Below are 14231 nucleotides of genomic sequence, written 5' to 3'. Positions count from 1 at the left end.
GGATGCGCTACCGGCTTCTGGAGACCGTCGCCGAGTACGCCGGTGAGCGGCTCGACGAGGCCGGGGACCGGGGTGCGACCGAGCGGCGGCACCTCATGCACTACCGGGAGCTCGCCCGGCTCACCGACCCCGAACTCCGCGGGCCCCGGCAGGCGTTCGCGCTGGCGCGGTTGGAGGTGGAGCACGACAACATCCGGGGGGCGCTGCGCACGGCCGTGCGGGTCGGCGCGGAGCAGGAGGTGTTGTGCGTCGTGCACGCGATGAGCTGGTTCTGGCAGTTGCGGAACCACCATCACGACGCGCGGAGCTGGACACGGGCGGCCGTCGGGCTCGGGCCCGATCCGTTCGCGGCGCCCGTGCGGGCCGCGGAGGTGTTCGAGGGGCGGTGCGGGGACGTGCCGCCGCCGTGGGCGGGGGAGCGGTTGCGGGAGGCGCGGCGCGGAGGGCGACTGCTCGCCCTCGCCACGGAGGGCGGTTCCGGGGCCACCGCGCTGGAGCGGCCGGAGACCCGGGCGCGCCTCGACGCGGTGATCGCCGCGTACCGGCCCGGGCTGCCGCAGGTGTCCCGGCATCCCGGGACGATGTGGTTCTTCGCGCAGCTGATGACGGGGCGGTACGCAGGTCTCGACGAGACACTGGCCGCGCTGGTCGCCGCCGCCCGGGCCCACGGCGACGGCTGGGACCTGGCCTACGCCCTGCTCCTGCGCGCCAAGCTGTTGGGCGGTCAGGAACGGGACGCGGAGGAGGCGTTGGCCCGGTTCGAAGAGGCCGGGGACTCGTGGGGGATCGCCGAGTCGCTGGCCGCGCGCGGCGAGACCTATGAGCGGGCCGGACGGACCGCCGAGGCCGCCGAGGACTTCGCGCGGGCCGTCGACGCGGTCGCCCGCCTCGGCGCCCGCTCGCAGATCCCCGTGTTCAGGGCGCTTCTCGCCGCCGTACGGCTGCGCACCCCCGAGGTGGCGGAGGACCCGGCGGCGCGGGAGGTCGCCGAGCGGATGCTCGTCGAAGCGGCCGCGGAGTCCGGCGAGTCGGGCGTCGAGGCGGTCAGCACCGCCCGCCTGCTGCTCGCCCAGCACTACGGCAACACCGGCCGCACCGGCCCGGCCCGCGAGCAACTCGACCACATACAGCGGGAGTTCAACGACATCACCCCCGGCCTCTTCCAGGGCATGCTGGACGGCCTCGGCGGCTGGCTCGACTGCGTCGACGGACGGTACGCGGATGCCGAGGCCCGACTCGCGGGCGCGGTACGGGAGATGGAGGCGCTGGCGTACCTCGTGGCGCCCTACCTGGTCGTCACCCAGTTCGCCACCGCCGCCTGGGCCCTCGCCGGATGCGGGGCCGCCGAGGAGGGCGCGCGGCTGCTCGGCGCGTACGACACCCACCGCGGCACGCCCGGCGGCGCCGGCCTCCGCCCGCTGACCGCCACCACCGAGGCCTCGGTGCGCGCCCACGCCGAGCGCGCCCTGCGCGCCGCCCTCGCGGCGGAGGTCTTCGCCGCCCGGTATGCGCAGGGCGCGACGCTCACGGTGCGGGAGGCGGCACAGCGGGTCCGGGAACCCGCTCGGCGTGCAGCGCGAGACGTTCCCGGGCCTCCGCCAGGTCCTCCGGAGTCGGCGCGTCGTCCTGGGTGAGACGGCGGCGCCAGTACCCGGCGAAGTCGATCGCCCGCCGGTCCGCCCCGCGCTCCTCGACCAGATGCCGCCGCAGCTCCCGTACGGCCCCGGCCTCCCCGGCCAGCCACGCGTACGGCGCGCCCTCCGGAAGGCCGGCCTCCGCCCGTACCGCCGACACCGCGAGCCCGGGCCGCTCCCCGTACAGCCAGTGCACGGTCAGGTCCCCGGCCGTCGGCAGCGGCTGCTGCTCCTCCGGCCCGGCGACCTGGACGAAGGCGACGGCCCGGTGCCCGGGCGGCAGGGCCCGGACGACCGTGGCCAGGGCGGGCAGGGCGCACGCGTCGGCGACGAGCAGCGCCCAGTCGCCGGCCCCGGGGTCGACGGGCGCGGCGAACAGGTCCGACGGCCCGAACATCCCCAGCACGTCCCCGACCCGCGCACCCCGCGCCCACCGCGTCGCCGGCCCCTCCGTGCCCTCCGCCCCCGCCGCGCCGCCCCCGCCTCCGTGGAGGTGGAAGTCGATGTCGACGGTCCCGGCCGCCGCGTCGTGCGCCCGGACCGTATAGCTCCGCATCCACGGCCGCCGCTCCTCCGGAATCGCCGCGAAGGCCCCGTACCAGCGCATCACGTCCCCACCGGGGTCCGGCGCCGGCAGCTCCGGCTCGGCCTGCCCCGGGCGCGGGAAGTACAGCTTCACCTGCGCGTCGGGCCGGTCGAGCGGCGCGCCGGCCGGCGAAGGGTCGCCCAGGGTGACCCGTACCATCCGCGGGGTGACCGTACGGATGCCCGTCACCCGCACCCGGCGCAGGGGAAAGGCCGTACCGGAGGGCTGTGTCGACATGGAGACTCCGCTTCCGTGCTCGTGGGGTCGCGTGCTCGCGCCCCCGTGCCCCCCACCCTCCCCGCCGCGACCGACACGCCTCCGACACGCGACCGACACGCCCGGTTCCCGCGCGGCCCCGACGGGGGGGCGGCCCGGGCCCGGATGCGGGTCCGCGACCGGGACACGAGAATGGCGAGTGCCTGCAGAACACTGCAGAAGAGGAGGCTCGCGGCATGAACGGTGACACCGACAAGACGTCCCGGGGGGTCGGGGGGGACCGCCCGACGCCCGACCGGCTGCTCCACGCAGGGTCCGAGGGCGAGTACACGGCCGAGGACGTCGTCCTCGCGTCCGGCCGTGACGTGAATCCGAAGAACATCGCCTGGGCCGAGCGGCGCATGGCGGAGAAGGGGCAGGCTTGCATGGACGAGCTGCTCCCCTGAGAGACGCTCTCCCCCCCCGCTTCCCGGGGGCGGCGGAACGGCCCGTCCGGGATCGGCCCCCGCACGGGCCTTCCGCATTTATGGAACACGTTCTACCGTGGCGCACCACCGCGCGGAGCCACCTGCCACGGGAGACGCCATGCACCTCGAGTACACGCCCGCCCAGCACCGCCTGCGCGCCGAGCTGCGAGCGTACTTCGCCGAGCTGGTCCCCGAGGACGTGCACGCCAGGTACGCCGACCCCGCCTCCCAGAAACGCTTCTACCGCGAGACCGTGCGCCGGCTCGGCACCGACGGCTGGCTCGGGGTCGGCTGGCCCACCGAGTACGGCGGGCGCGGCCTGACCCCGATGGAACAGTTCATCTTCTTCGACGAGGCCGCCCAGGCCGGCGTGCCGCTGCCACTGATGGCCCTGAACACCGTCGGGCCGACGATCATGCAGTTCGGCACCGACGAGCAGAAGGCGTACTTCCTGCCGAGGATCCTCTCCGGCGAGATCGACTTCGCGATCGGCTACAGCGAGCCCGACGCCGGTACCGACCTCGCGGCGCTCAAGACCAGGGCCGTCCGCGAGGGAGACGAGACCACCGGCCACTACACGGTCGACGGGCAGAAGATCTGGACCACCAACGGCGACACCGCCGACTGGGTCTGGCTCGCCGTCCGCACCGACCCCGCCGCGCCGCCGCACAAGGGCATCACCATGCTCCTCGTGCCGACCGACGACCCCGGCTACTCCTGCACCCTCATCAACACCCTCGCCTCCCACGACACCACCGCGAGCTACTACGAGAACGTCCGCGTCCCCTGTTCGCGCCGGGTCGGCGAGGAGAACAAGGGCTGGCGGCTGATCACCAACCAGCTCAACCACGAACGCGTCACCCTCGCCGCCCACGGCACCATGGCCATCCGCGCCCTCCATGACGTGCAGCGCTGGGCCGCCGACACCAAGCTGGCCGACGGGCGCCGGGTCCTCGACCTCGGCTGGGTCCGCCGCACCCTGGCCCGCACCCACGCCCGCCTCGACGCGATGAAACTCCTCAACTGGCAGATGGTGAACGCCGTCCAGAAGGGCACCCTCACCCCGCAGGACGCCTCCGCGGTCAAGGTCTACGGCTCCGAGGCCCGCCGCGACGCCTACGCCGCGCTCATGGAGGTCACCGGCGCGGCCGGCGCGCTGAAGGAGGGCTCGGCCGGCGCGGTGCTCCACGGCGAACTCGAACGCGGCTACCGCTCCGCCGTCATCTTCACCTTCGGCGGCGGCAACAACGAGATCCAGCGCGAGATCATCTCCTGGATCGGCCTGGGCATGCCCCGCGTCCGCCGCTGACCCTGCCCGAAACGACTCGGAGACGATTCACGGAACAGCCCTTGGCCGGCACCGCTCACCAAGCTCGTCGATGAGCCGGGCAGGTCGGAACTAGTGGAGACGTGTCGCGGTGCGGACGAGATCGGCGACGGCTCTGGACCGGCTGTGCGGTGGCCAGGCGATCACGGTGGTGACGTTCGGCGCGTCCAGTACGGGCACGGCGGCGAGGTCACCGGGCAGTTGGGCTCGGCACGACTCCGGTGAGACCGCGCAGGCCCGGCCGAGCGCGACGAGCTGCAACAACTGGGCGTGGTCCCGGACCTGCGGGCCGGGGCCGGGCGGGTAGGTGCCGTCCGGGCCGGGCCAACGGGGCAGAGGAAGGCCGGGTAGCCCGGTGATGTCGGCCATGTGCACATGGGACCGGACAGTGAGCGGATGCCCGGCCGGCAGGATCGCGACCTGGCCCTCCGTGCCGAGCTCCTCGGTGTCGAACCCGGCCGTCGAGTCGAACGGCCGGTGCAGCAGCGCCACGTCGGCCCGGCCCTCACGCAGAAGCCGTTCCTGTTCGGCCGGGCCGCACAGGATGACGTCGACGGCGACCGCGCCGGGTTCGGCGGCGTACGCGTCGAGCAGGTTCGCCAGCAGTTCGCGGGACGCGCTGGCCTTGGTCACCAGGACCAGACCGAGACGCCCGGTCGCGGAGAGGGCGGCGCGGCGGGTCCGGCGCTCGGCGGCGTCGACCGCGTCCAGGGCGGCCCGGCCCTCGGTCAGCAGTACCGAACCGGCCTCGGTCAGCGTGACGGTGCGGCTGGTCCGGTCCAGGAGCGTCGCCCCGAGCCGGCGTTCGAGCTGCTGGATCGCCCGTGACAAGGGCGGCTGCGCGATCCCGAGCCGCTGCGCGGCGCGCCCGAAGTGCAGCTCCTCGGCGACGGCGACGAAGTACCGCAGTTCCCGGGTCTCCATGCCGCCAGGCTATCCCGGATCAATACCTGGACGGTATCGTCGCCCACCCGATCGGTCTTGGACCCCCGTTGGAGTCCGCGGGCAGCATGGCCCCCATGACTGAACGAACGATCGCGCTGGTCACCGGGGCGAACAAGGGAATCGGCTACGAGATCGCCGCGGGCCTGGGCGCCCTCGGCTGGAGCGTCGGTGTCGGCGCCCGCGACGATCGGCGCCGTGAGGCCGCGGTGGAGAGACTGCGCGCGGCCGGCGTCGACGCGTTCGGCGTACCACTGGACGTGACCGACGACGCGAGCGTCACCGCCGCCGCTCGGCTGATCGAGGAACAGGCCGCGGGCCTCGACGTGCTCGTCAACAATGCCGGCATCGCCGGCGGCATGCCGCAGGAGCCCACCGGGGTCGATCCCGCCACCATCCGGACGGTCGTGGAGACCAACGTGATCGGCGTCATCCGCGTCACCAACGCGATGATGCCGCTGCTGCGCCGCTCTGCTTCACCGCGGATCGTGAACATGTCCAGCAGCGTCGGCTCCCTCACCCGGCAGTCAGGAACCGCTCCTGAGCGGACGGCGGGTCCGGTGGCCGTGGCGTACGCGCCGTCGAAGACGTTCCTGAACGCCGTCACCCTCCAGTACGCCCGGGAGCTGAGCGGCACGAACATCCTGATCAACGCCGGCTGCCCCGGCTACGTCGCGACCGACCTCAACGGCTTCCGTGGCGTGCGCACCCCGGAACAGGGCGCGGCGATCGCCATCCGACTCGCCACCCTGCCCGACGACGGCCCGACCGGTAAGTTCTTCGAGGACGCCGGCGTGGTGCCCTGGTGACGAGCACGGCGGTCTTCGCCCGCCGGATGGGGCGGCCTCGCCCGCGCGTCTCCACCAGGCTCATCGACCGCGTCGGGGCTCGCCCGCGCCGATCCGGCGCAGCACGTCGTGCATCGAGGCCCCGTAGCCGCGGTGGGTGTCGTCGGCGTAGGCCTCGGCGAGCCGCCGGGCGAGTCGGTCCTGGTCGACGGTGCCGCCGCCCTCGGCGAGTTCACGGACGAGCACCAGCGCCTGGGCGGTGTCGTCGCTCCAGTGCCACAGCGGATCCGGGGGCGGGGTCCGAGCCTCCAGGGCGGCAGGACCCTCGCGGCGCAGGATGCCGAACCAGCGGTCACCGAAGGCATCGCCGAAGGCGAGCCCGGACAGCGAGTCGAGCCCGGCGGCGGGCAGGGTGATCATCGGGCGAGTATCACAGGGCGACGGTGCCCGGGGCGCGGGGATTTCGGCGCGGCCGACACCCTCCGGGCCGTGCTCAGACCGTGTGGCGGACCCGGAAGCGGCCCGGTTCCACCGGGTCGCGGTCGACGACCTGGATCGGCGGCCAGGTCCACTGCCAGACGTCGATGCCGGGCGCGCGGGAGAAACTGATCGGGCCCCGGGTGCCCTCCACGGCGACCTTCCCCCAGGCCGGGGCGAGGCGGGTCCGGTCCGGGCCGTGGCCGCGCAGCAGATCGGCGAGGACGACGCCCGTGTCGTACCCCTCGTAGGCGACGAAGGAGGGCTCCTCGGCGAGTTGCTCGCGCAGGGCCTTCTCCACGCGTGCGCCGAGTGGCGTGAGGCGCTCGGACAGATAGCGGAGGAAGGGGATCCCGGCACCGTCCGCGCCCAGCAGTGCGGCCCAGGAGGGGAGTTCGGGCTGCCCGGCCGGGGCGCCGAGCAGGAGTCCGGCGAGCCGTTCGTCGCCGCGGACGGCGCGGACCAGGGGCACCGCGGGCTCCGGGTGGCCGACGAGGAGCAGGAGGGCCGAAGCGCCGTGGGCGACGAGCGCGTCGCACACACCCTCGGGGCCGAGGGCGCGCGCGTCGAGGACGACGACCTCGCCGTCGTACGGGGCGAGGTGCTCGCGCAGGATGCGGATGCCGGACTCCCAGTAGACGCTGGGGTCGGCCGCTACGGCGATACGGCGCGGGCCCGGGCCGAGGAGGCCGAGCAGAAAGTCCGCGTAACCCCGCCAGCCGCGGGACTGTGCGGGGGCGATGCGGGCGACCCGGTCCGTGGGGTGGTCGGTGAGCGCGTCGAGCACCGCCGACGAGCAGAGAAACGGCAGACCGAGGGTGTCGGCCCGGGCGGCGGCCGCGCGCGCCACGACGCTGTGGTACTCGCCGGCCAGCGCGGCCACGCCCAGGCCGGCCAGTTCGTCCACGGCCGCCGTGGCCCTCGCCGGATCGGCGGCGGTGTCGCGGACCACCAGTTCCAGTGGGCGCCCGTCGATGCCGCCGCCCGCGTTGGCGTCGTGTACGGCCAGTTCGAGACCGGCGAGCAGATGACGGCCCGCCTCGGCCCAGCCGGGCGGGGTCAGCGGGGCGAGGGCGCCGATCCGGACGGAGGGTGGCGTGCGCATATGCGGGGAGTCTCCCGGGAGTGGTCAGGAACGGGCGGCCGGCGCGGCGAGCGGCGCCAGGGCGGCTCGTACGGAGTCGGTGAGGGCGGCGGCGTCGGCACCGGCGCGCGAGCGCAGGTTGACCCCGTACGCCAGGAGGGCGAGGACACCGGCGGCGGACGCGGGATCGACGCCCGGAGCGAGCTGTCCTCGCTCCGCCGCCCCGAGCAGGGCCGTGCGCAGGGCCTCGCGCAGCCACTCGTGGTGTGCGTCGAGCAGGGTGCGCACCTCGGGGTCGCCGTCCTCGGGGTTCCCGCCCGTGCCCGCGCCGACATGGGCGTTCGCGATCAGACAGCCCCAGCGGGCGTACGGCCCCGAACAGCGCGCCGCGATCAGCCCGTCGAAGAACGCGGCGACCGCGGGCAGGCCCCGCCCGTCCTCCGCGAGGTGGCGGAAGGCGGGCCGGGAGTGGAGTTCGGTGTAGCGGAGGAGGGCGGCGCGGTAGAGGGCCTGCTTGTCGCCGAAGGTGGCGTAGAGGCTGGAGCGGTTGACGCCGGTGGCGGTCACGACGTCCTGGACGCCGGTGGAGGCCACGCCCCGCTGCCAGAAGAGCCGCACGACGGTGTCCAGAGCCGCGTCCGGATCGAAGTGCTTGACGTCCGCCATGTGTCCGCCCGCCCCTCCTGCCGGCCGAAATCCTGAAACAGCGGTTCCAAGATAGTGGGCGCGTCAGCGCCGCGGCACCCCCCGAATCCCGTCGGAGCCTGGCGCGGGCCTTCTCGCGTCGCTATCTTGAAACGGTCGTTCCAAGTTCTGGTTCGGGACTGGCGGCACATCATGTCTGCCTCTGATCCGAGGAGTTGTGGTCATGTCTCATCTCAACGCCGAGCTGCGCGCCGTCCACGAGGCGCGCGGGAAGCGCATCCCCGCCGAGATCCTGGCCGTCATGGACCGGGCCGGCGCCGAACTCGCCGCCTCCGGACAGGCCGGGCGTGCCCTGGCCGTCGGCGACAGGGCCCCGGGCTTCACGCTCGCCTCCGCGACCGGCGGCACCGTGTCCCTCGACGGACTGCTCGCCGGCGGACCCGTCGTGCTCACCTTCTACCGCGGAGCCTGGTGCCCCTACTGCAACCTCGCCCTGCGCGCCCTCCAACAGCACCACGAGCAGATCACCGCACGGGGCGCGCGCCTGGTCGCCGTCTCCCCGCAGGTTCCCGACGAGTCGCTGTCCCTCACCGAGAAGCACGACCTCGCCTTCGACGTCCTCAGCGACCTCGGCTCGGACACCGCCCAGCGCTACGGTCTCGCCTTCGACCTCTCCGACGAACTCGCCGCCGTCTACGAACGCCTCGGCTTCGACCTCCAGCGCGTCAACGGCGGCCACCCGCGCACCCTGCCGCTGCCCGCGACCTATGTCGTCGACCGCGACGGCACCGTCCGCTGGGCCTTCGTGAACACGGACTACGCGCTGCGCGCCGAACCCTCCGACATCCTCGCCGCGCTCGACACCCTCACGTGACCGAAGGAGACGGCCTCTCCAACGTCCCCGGTGCCCGGGCGAGCAGCGCCCGACGACTGTGGACGCCGGTCTTCGCCTGACCGCTTCGCTCCTGCCCGGGCCGAGGCCGCCGTGCTGCGGCACCTTCCTCGCCACCCAGGTCTGGACGGAACCCGCCAACTCGCCCGCACTCGCCGGACGTCCACGCACCCGGGTCCTCACCGTCGAGGAGGAGATGCGGCACACTGACGCGGTTCGATCATGACGCCGTCATGACACCCACCCCGTCTGAGGAGCCGCGCCCTTGAGCGTCACCGTCCCAGGACAGATAGACATCGCGGGCCCGGTGGGCAAGCTGCTCCACCGCCGCCCGCTCCACAACTCCACCGTCATGCAGTCCTTCGGCATCGACCCGGTCTCCGGCGACGTCTTCGTGCTCCAGGTCATGGACGGCGGCATCCGGCTCGCCGACGAGGCCGCCGCCGTCGACTACCCGACCCGCAAGGCACACGGCGACCTGTGCCTCACCCGCCTGCGCCCGAGCGGCGCGATCGCCGGGCACATGTACCTGCGCGGCTTCGGCCACGGCGTCAACCTCGGCGTGGAGAACCGTGCCGGGGCGATCTGGCTGTGGACGGAGGCCGCCTCCACGCCCAACAGTAAGAACGAGGGATACGGCACCGCCGTCGTCTCCTTCGCGTACGCCGACGGCGACGTCGTCGACTCCGGCACCGCCCGCCACACCCCGGCCTACACCCCGGAGCCCGCCGCCCGGTTCATCACGCCCACCGTCGACCACAGCGCCGGCGAACTCGTGCTCCGCTACAGCCTCGACGGCGTGACGACCTTCGCGCGCCACGACCTGGCCGCGGCGACGGCCGGGGACTGGCAGGCCCTTCAGACACTCGTCCCGGCGATCCCCGCCGACGGCACCGACTTCCAGGGGTACGCGTCCCACGCCGGCGTGCTCTACACCCTCAAGGGCCAGAGCCTCGACGCGGTGCCGCTGCCCGGCAACACGTACCTCACCGCCTTCGAGTGGGCCACCGGCGCCCAGCTCGACCACCAGCACATCACCGCGGGACCCGGCCTCGCCTGGCGCGAGGCCGAGGGCATGGCCGTCTCCGTCCGCGACGGCGTCCCGCACCTGCACTTCGGCTTCGCCTGCGAGAACCCCGGCCCGCGCACCTGCACCATCATGTCGCTGTCCGGCGCGCCGGAGACCGACGGCGTCAAGGTCCTCACCGACTGGCAGCCGCTCGCGCTCGCCGCCGGGGTCGGCGCCGACCAGCACGCCCCGCAGGCCCGGCTGATCAGCCTCGGCGGGACCACCACGCTGCAGTTCTCCGGCGGAGTCCGGGGCCCCTTCACCGCCGACACCGTGCTCGGCACCCTGCCGGACGCGCTCGTCCCCAGCGTGACCGCCCGCGCCACCGTGCCCACCGGCGACACCCCCGGCGGCCCCGCCGCCGCCCGCGTCGAGGTCGGCGCCGACCGCGCCGTCCGCCTCTACGGCGCCCGCGCCACCGCCCCGATCGCCTGGGCCCAGCTCGACGCCTTCCAGGCCGTCTGGCGCTAGGGCCTGTCCGGCCCATCCCCCTTTTCTCTTCGAGGAGTCCCATGTCCCACAACCGCCGCAGCGTCCTCGGCGCCGCCCTCGCCCTGCCCGCCGTCCTCACCGTCGGCGGTCTCGCCGCCGCCACCCCGGCCGCCGCCGAGACCGGCACCGTCGACGCCGGGGCCTGGACCCCGCTGGTCCTGGAGCCCGGGATCACCCCCAACGCCGCCGCCGTCCCCGAGGTACGGCTCGTGACCATCGCCGGCACCACGTTCCTCCAGGCCCGCGGACTGATCACCGGCAACCTCACCGCCGACACCCGGATCGGCCGGCTCCCCGACGGCTTCGCCCTCCCCACCGCGTACGTGCGGGCCATCGCGCCCCGCAACAACAGCCAGGGCGTCAACGCCTGCCGCTTCGAGATCAACACGGCCGGCTCGGTGACCCTCTTCGGCGCCACCACCGGCAACCCGATCACCTGGGTGCAGTTCGACTCCGTCCAGACGGTCTGGCACTGACCGTTCCCGTCCGCGACCACCGGTCCTAGCCTGAAGACATGCGGACCCCAGGCGGCGGCACGGCGGACCCCGGACCCGAGCACGGCCAGGAGGGCGAGGGCGACCCCGGCCTCTTCGGCCCCGGATCCGTCACCTGGCAGCTCCACAGCGACCCCGTCATGTGGATCGGCGGGGTGCGCGCCCTGTACCTCCAGGCGCTGCACCCCGCCGCCGTCCGCGGCGTCATGATCAACAGCGACTTCCGCAAGGACGCCTGGGGCCGTCTCATGCGCACCGCGAGCTTCGTCGGCACGCTCAGCTACGGCACCGCCGAGGCCGCCGAGGCGGCCGGCGCCCGGGTGCGCAAGATCCACCGGCTGCTCGGCGTCGACGACCCCGAGCTGCTGCTCTGGGTGCACTGCGCCGAGATCGACTCGTACCTCCACGTCGTCCGCCGCTCCGGCATCCCCCTCACCGACGCCCTGGCCGACCGCTATGTCGACGAACAGCGCACCGCCGCCCGGCTCGTCGGCCTCGACCCCGACCGGGTGCCCGGCAGCACCGCCGCCCTCGACGCGTACTTCGTCGGAATCCGGCCACGGCTCGCCGCCGGGGAGGACGCCCGCACCGTGGACGACTTCCTGCGCCGGCCGCCGGTCCCGCCCGCCCTCGTACCCGCGCGCGAGGTGTTCTGGCGGCGCGTGTCCGCTCTCGCGTACGACTCCCTGCCCCCGTACGCCCACGAGCTGTACGGCAGGCCCGCGCCGCCCGCCGAGACCGTCACCCGGCGGCTCACCGCCACCGCCGGTCTGCTGCGCTGCATCCCCGGCCGGCTCCGCTGGCGGCTGCCGCCCCGGCACATCCTGCGCGCGATGGACCGGCTGGGACCGGAGACCCGACCCGCGCCGTTCAGACTGTCCGAGGGGCCAGCCATACTGGACGGGCCGGGGAAGGGGCGGCACGACGACGGGGCAGACCGGCATCACAACGGGGACGACGGGGGCGACAGCACGCGATGGCGGACACGGACACCAGGCTGATCCAGGGCCGGTACCGGCTGCACGAGGTGATCGGCCGCGGCGGCATGGGCGAGGTCTGGCGTGCCACCGACGAATCGCTCGGCCGGCACGTCGCCGTGAAGTGCCTGCGTCCCCTCGGCCAGCAGCGCGACCCGGCCAACCTCGCCGTGCTGCGCGAGCGCTTCCGCCGCGAGGCCCGGGTGGCCGCCGCGCTCCAGCACCGCGGCATCACCGTCGTGCACGACTTCGGCGAGCACGACGGCGTGCTCTTCCTCGTCATGGAGCTCCTGGAAGGGCGCAATCTCAGCCAGCTGCTCAGCGACAACCGCAAGCAGCCGCTGCCCGTGCCCGAGGTCGTCGACATCGCCGAACAGGTCGCCGAGGCCCTCGCCTACACCCACCGCCAGGGCGTGGTGCACCGCGACCTCAAGCCCGCCAACATCGTGCGGCTCGGCGACGGCGGCACCGTCAAGATCTGCGACTTCGGGATAGCGCGCCTCGGCGCCGACATCGGCTTCACCTCCCGCCTCACCGGCACCGGCATCGCCATGGGCACCCCGCACTACATGAGCCCGGAGCAGATCGGCGGCGGCGAGGTCGACCACCGCAGCGACCTGTACTCGCTGGGCTGCGTGCTCTACGAGATCGCCACCGGCGTGCCGCCCTTCGACCTGGACGACACCTGGGCCATCCTCATCGGCCACCGCGACACCGTGCCCGCGCCGCTGCGCAGCCACCGCGCCGAACTCCCCGGCTATCTCGACACGCTCGTCCTCGACCTGCTCGCCAAGACCCCCGACGGGCGCCCCTCCGACGCCGCCGAGCTGCGCGACCGGCTCGCCTCGGGCCGCACCAGCGGCGCCTGGACCCTGCCGCCGCCGGCGGCGCCCGCGCTGCCGCCGTGGGCCCGCGCCCTCGGCACCGGCCGCCCCGCCGCGTCCGCGCTCCCCGCCCGGGCCGGACTGCCCGGCCACGAGGCCGCCGCCGCGCTCACCGTCGCCTGGACCCGTACCCCCGGCTCCGACGGTGCGGACCGCACCGCCGGAGCGAGCCCGGAGCTCGTCGCCGTGCTCGCCGGACGGCACCGCGCCGGCCTCGGCCTGGGCCGGCTCGGCCGCTGGCAGGAGGCCGCCGACCTGCTGCGCACCGTCGAGCAGGAGCGCGCGCACGTCCTCGGCGCCGACCACCCCGACACCCTCGCCAGCGGCTACGAGCTCGGCTTCGCCCTCGCCCGCCTCGACCGCCCCGCCGAGGCGCTGAGCCGCTTCGAGGCCGTCGCCGAGGGCCGCGCCCGCACGCTCGGCCCCGACCACGCCGACACCCTCGCCGCCCGCCAGGAGACCGGCTATGTGCTCGGCGGCCTCGGCCGGCACGCGGAGGCGTACGCGGTGTACGAGTCGGTGCTCGCAGCCCGCGACCGGACCATGGGCCCCGAGCACCCGGACACCCTGCGCTGCCGGCACAACCTGGCGTACACCCTCGGCCGGATCGGACGCGTGCCCGAGGCGTACGCGGCGGCCCGCGAGGTCGCCGACGCCCGCGCCCGGCTGCTCGGCCCCGAGCACCCCGACACCCTCGCCACCCGGTACGAGGTGGGGCACGCCCTCGGCGGGCTCGGCCGCTGGTCCGCCGCGCTCGCCGAGTACCGGCAGGTCGCCGAGGCCCGGGCCGGGGCGCTCGGCCCGCTGCACCCCGACACCCTCAACGCCCGCTACGAGGCCGGGATCTGCCTCGGCCGGCTCGGCCGCGCCGACGAGGCCGAGGAGCTCTACCGCGAGCTGTTCACCGCCCGCGCGAGCACCCAGGGCCCCGAGCATCCCGAGACCCTGCGCGCCCGGCACGGCCTGGGCGTGAACCTCGGGCGCCTGGGGCGCTGGGAGGAGGCTCTGGCCGAGGCCCGGGCGGTCGCCGGGATCCGCGCCCGGGTGCTCGGCGCCGACCACGCCGACACCCTCGCCAGCCACCGCGAGACCGCCATCGCGCTGGGCTGGCTGGGCCGCTGGGAGGAGGCGCTCGCCGTGCACCGCCAGGTGACCGAGGCCCGCACCCGGACGCTCGGCCCGGACCATCCCGCCACCCTGACGGCCCGCGCGGACGAGGCGCACTGCCAGGAGAACATCCCGTTGTAGGGGCTCTGG

General features: G+C 74.5%; 13 protein-coding genes and 1 pseudogene. 9 read left to right on the top strand and 5 right to left on the bottom strand.

Features of this window, described 5'->3' with window-relative positions:
• Positions 1-1634: pseudogene (locus AB0M18_RS23375) on the top strand (AfsR family transcriptional regulator); the annotation flags it as partial.
• Here the strand turns inward: AB0M18_RS23375 and AB0M18_RS23370 are convergent.
• Positions 1525-2457, bottom strand: a complete 933-nt coding sequence (locus tag AB0M18_RS23370; protein WP_365761003.1) for a siderophore-interacting protein — start codon at positions 2455-2457, stop codon at positions 1525-1527. The pseudogene AB0M18_RS23375 and the gene AB0M18_RS23370 overlap by 110 nt on opposite strands.
• A 215-nt stretch (positions 2458-2672) precedes the next feature.
• Here AB0M18_RS23370 and AB0M18_RS23365 point away from each other — a divergent pair, with 215 nt between their 5' ends.
• Together AB0M18_RS23365 and AB0M18_RS23360 are read left to right on the top strand one after the other, a co-directional pair.
• Complete coding sequence (locus AB0M18_RS23365) at positions 2673-2882, top strand: hypothetical protein (RefSeq protein WP_265864188.1); 210 nt, start codon at positions 2673-2675, stop codon at positions 2880-2882.
• Between the two features lie 139 nt (positions 2883-3021).
• Complete coding sequence (locus AB0M18_RS23360; protein ID WP_365761001.1) at positions 3022-4212, top strand: acyl-CoA dehydrogenase family protein; 1191 nt, start codon at positions 3022-3024, stop codon at positions 4210-4212.
• A gap of 90 nt (positions 4213-4302) precedes the next feature.
• On the opposite strand, the gene AB0M18_RS23355 is transcribed toward AB0M18_RS23360, so the two are convergent.
• The gene (locus AB0M18_RS23355) at positions 4303-5154 is read right to left on the bottom strand and encodes a LysR family transcriptional regulator (RefSeq protein WP_365760999.1); all 852 of its coding nucleotides are present in this window, start codon (positions 5152-5154) and stop codon (positions 4303-4305) included.
• A gap of 95 nt (positions 5155-5249) precedes the next feature.
• Between AB0M18_RS23355 and AB0M18_RS23350 the strand changes: the two genes are divergently transcribed.
• Entirely contained in the window at positions 5250-5981 is a 732-nt protein-coding gene (locus AB0M18_RS23350) for an SDR family oxidoreductase (protein WP_365760997.1), read from the top strand.
• A 60-nt stretch (positions 5982-6041) separates the two neighbouring features.
• Here AB0M18_RS23350 and AB0M18_RS23345 read toward each other — a convergent pair whose 3' ends face one another.
• The 3 genes from AB0M18_RS23345 to AB0M18_RS23335 form a co-directional block, all read right to left on the bottom strand.
• The gene (locus AB0M18_RS23345; RefSeq protein ID WP_365760995.1) at positions 6042-6380 is read right to left on the bottom strand and encodes an ADP-ribosylglycohydrolase family protein; all 339 of its coding nucleotides are present in this window, start codon (positions 6378-6380) and stop codon (positions 6042-6044) included.
• Positions 6381-6453: 73 nt separating this feature from the next.
• Positions 6454-7542, bottom strand: a complete 1089-nt coding sequence (locus tag AB0M18_RS23340; RefSeq protein ID WP_365760993.1) for an ABC transporter substrate-binding protein — start codon at positions 7540-7542, stop codon at positions 6454-6456.
• A gap of 24 nt (positions 7543-7566) precedes the next feature.
• Positions 7567-8187 (bottom strand): TetR/AcrR family transcriptional regulator, encoded by a 621-nt coding sequence (locus AB0M18_RS23335; RefSeq protein ID WP_365760991.1) that lies wholly within the window; start codon positions 8185-8187, stop codon positions 7567-7569.
• Between the two features lie 202 nt (positions 8188-8389).
• On the opposite strand from AB0M18_RS23335, the gene AB0M18_RS23330 reads away from it, so the two are divergent.
• From AB0M18_RS23330 to AB0M18_RS23310, 5 genes are all read left to right on the top strand, one after another.
• Positions 8390-9040 (top strand): peroxiredoxin-like family protein, encoded by a 651-nt coding sequence (locus AB0M18_RS23330; protein ID WP_365760989.1) that lies wholly within the window; start codon positions 8390-8392, stop codon positions 9038-9040.
• A 283-nt stretch (positions 9041-9323) separates the two neighbouring features.
• Entirely contained in the window at positions 9324-10598 is a 1275-nt protein-coding gene (locus AB0M18_RS23325) for a hypothetical protein (RefSeq protein ID WP_365760987.1), read from the top strand.
• Positions 10599-10639: 41 nt separating this feature from the next.
• On the top strand, positions 10640-11095 hold the full coding sequence (locus AB0M18_RS23320) for a hypothetical protein (protein WP_365760985.1): 456 nt from the start codon (positions 10640-10642) through the stop codon (positions 11093-11095).
• A gap of 38 nt (positions 11096-11133) precedes the next feature.
• Positions 11134-12114, top strand: a complete 981-nt coding sequence (locus tag AB0M18_RS23315) for an oxygenase MpaB family protein (protein ID WP_365760983.1) — start codon at positions 11134-11136, stop codon at positions 12112-12114.
• Positions 12090-14222, top strand: coding sequence for a serine/threonine-protein kinase (locus AB0M18_RS23310; protein ID WP_365760981.1), 2133 nt, complete (start codon positions 12090-12092; stop codon positions 14220-14222). Before AB0M18_RS23315 ends, AB0M18_RS23310 begins: the two co-directional genes overlap by 25 nt.
• The last annotated feature ends 9 nt before the right edge of the window (positions 14223-14231 follow it).

Origin of the sequence: Streptomyces sp. NPDC051909, from assembly GCF_040681095.1 — a bacterium.
GTDB lineage: Bacteria > Actinomycetota > Actinomycetes > Streptomycetales > Streptomycetaceae > Streptomyces.
Note: the sequence above shows the minus strand (reverse complement) of the source record. Positions and strands in the feature narration are given on the sequence as shown.

What these genes read in the sequence shown, in the direction of transcription:
- AB0M18_RS23370 (WP_365761003.1), bottom strand. Translation starts at nt 2,457, where the DNA reads ATGTCGACACAGCCCTCCGGTACGGCCTTTCCCCTGCGCCGGGTGCGG.
- AB0M18_RS23365 (WP_265864188.1), top strand. Translation starts at nt 2,673, where the DNA reads ATGAACGGTGACACCGACAAGACGTCCCGGGGGGTCGGGGGGGACCGC.
- AB0M18_RS23360 (WP_365761001.1), top strand. Translation starts at nt 3,022, where the DNA reads ATGCACCTCGAGTACACGCCCGCCCAGCACCGCCTGCGCGCCGAGCTG.
- AB0M18_RS23355 (WP_365760999.1), bottom strand. Translation starts at nt 5,154, where the DNA reads ATGGAGACCCGGGAACTGCGGTACTTCGTCGCCGTCGCCGAGGAGCTG.
- AB0M18_RS23350 (WP_365760997.1), top strand. Translation starts at nt 5,250, where the DNA reads ATGACTGAACGAACGATCGCGCTGGTCACCGGGGCGAACAAGGGAATC.
- AB0M18_RS23345 (WP_365760995.1), bottom strand. Translation starts at nt 6,380, where the DNA reads ATGATCACCCTGCCCGCCGCCGGGCTCGACTCGCTGTCCGGGCTCGCC.
- AB0M18_RS23340 (WP_365760993.1), bottom strand. Translation starts at nt 7,542, where the DNA reads ATGCGCACGCCACCCTCCGTCCGGATCGGCGCCCTCGCCCCGCTGACC.
- AB0M18_RS23335 (WP_365760991.1), bottom strand. Translation starts at nt 8,187, where the DNA reads ATGGCGGACGTCAAGCACTTCGATCCGGACGCGGCTCTGGACACCGTC.
- AB0M18_RS23330 (WP_365760989.1), top strand. Translation starts at nt 8,390, where the DNA reads ATGTCTCATCTCAACGCCGAGCTGCGCGCCGTCCACGAGGCGCGCGGG.
- AB0M18_RS23320 (WP_365760985.1), top strand. Translation starts at nt 10,640, where the DNA reads ATGTCCCACAACCGCCGCAGCGTCCTCGGCGCCGCCCTCGCCCTGCCC.
- AB0M18_RS23315 (WP_365760983.1), top strand. Translation starts at nt 11,134, where the DNA reads ATGCGGACCCCAGGCGGCGGCACGGCGGACCCCGGACCCGAGCACGGC.
- AB0M18_RS23310 (WP_365760981.1), top strand. Translation starts at nt 12,090, where the DNA reads ATGGCGGACACGGACACCAGGCTGATCCAGGGCCGGTACCGGCTGCAC.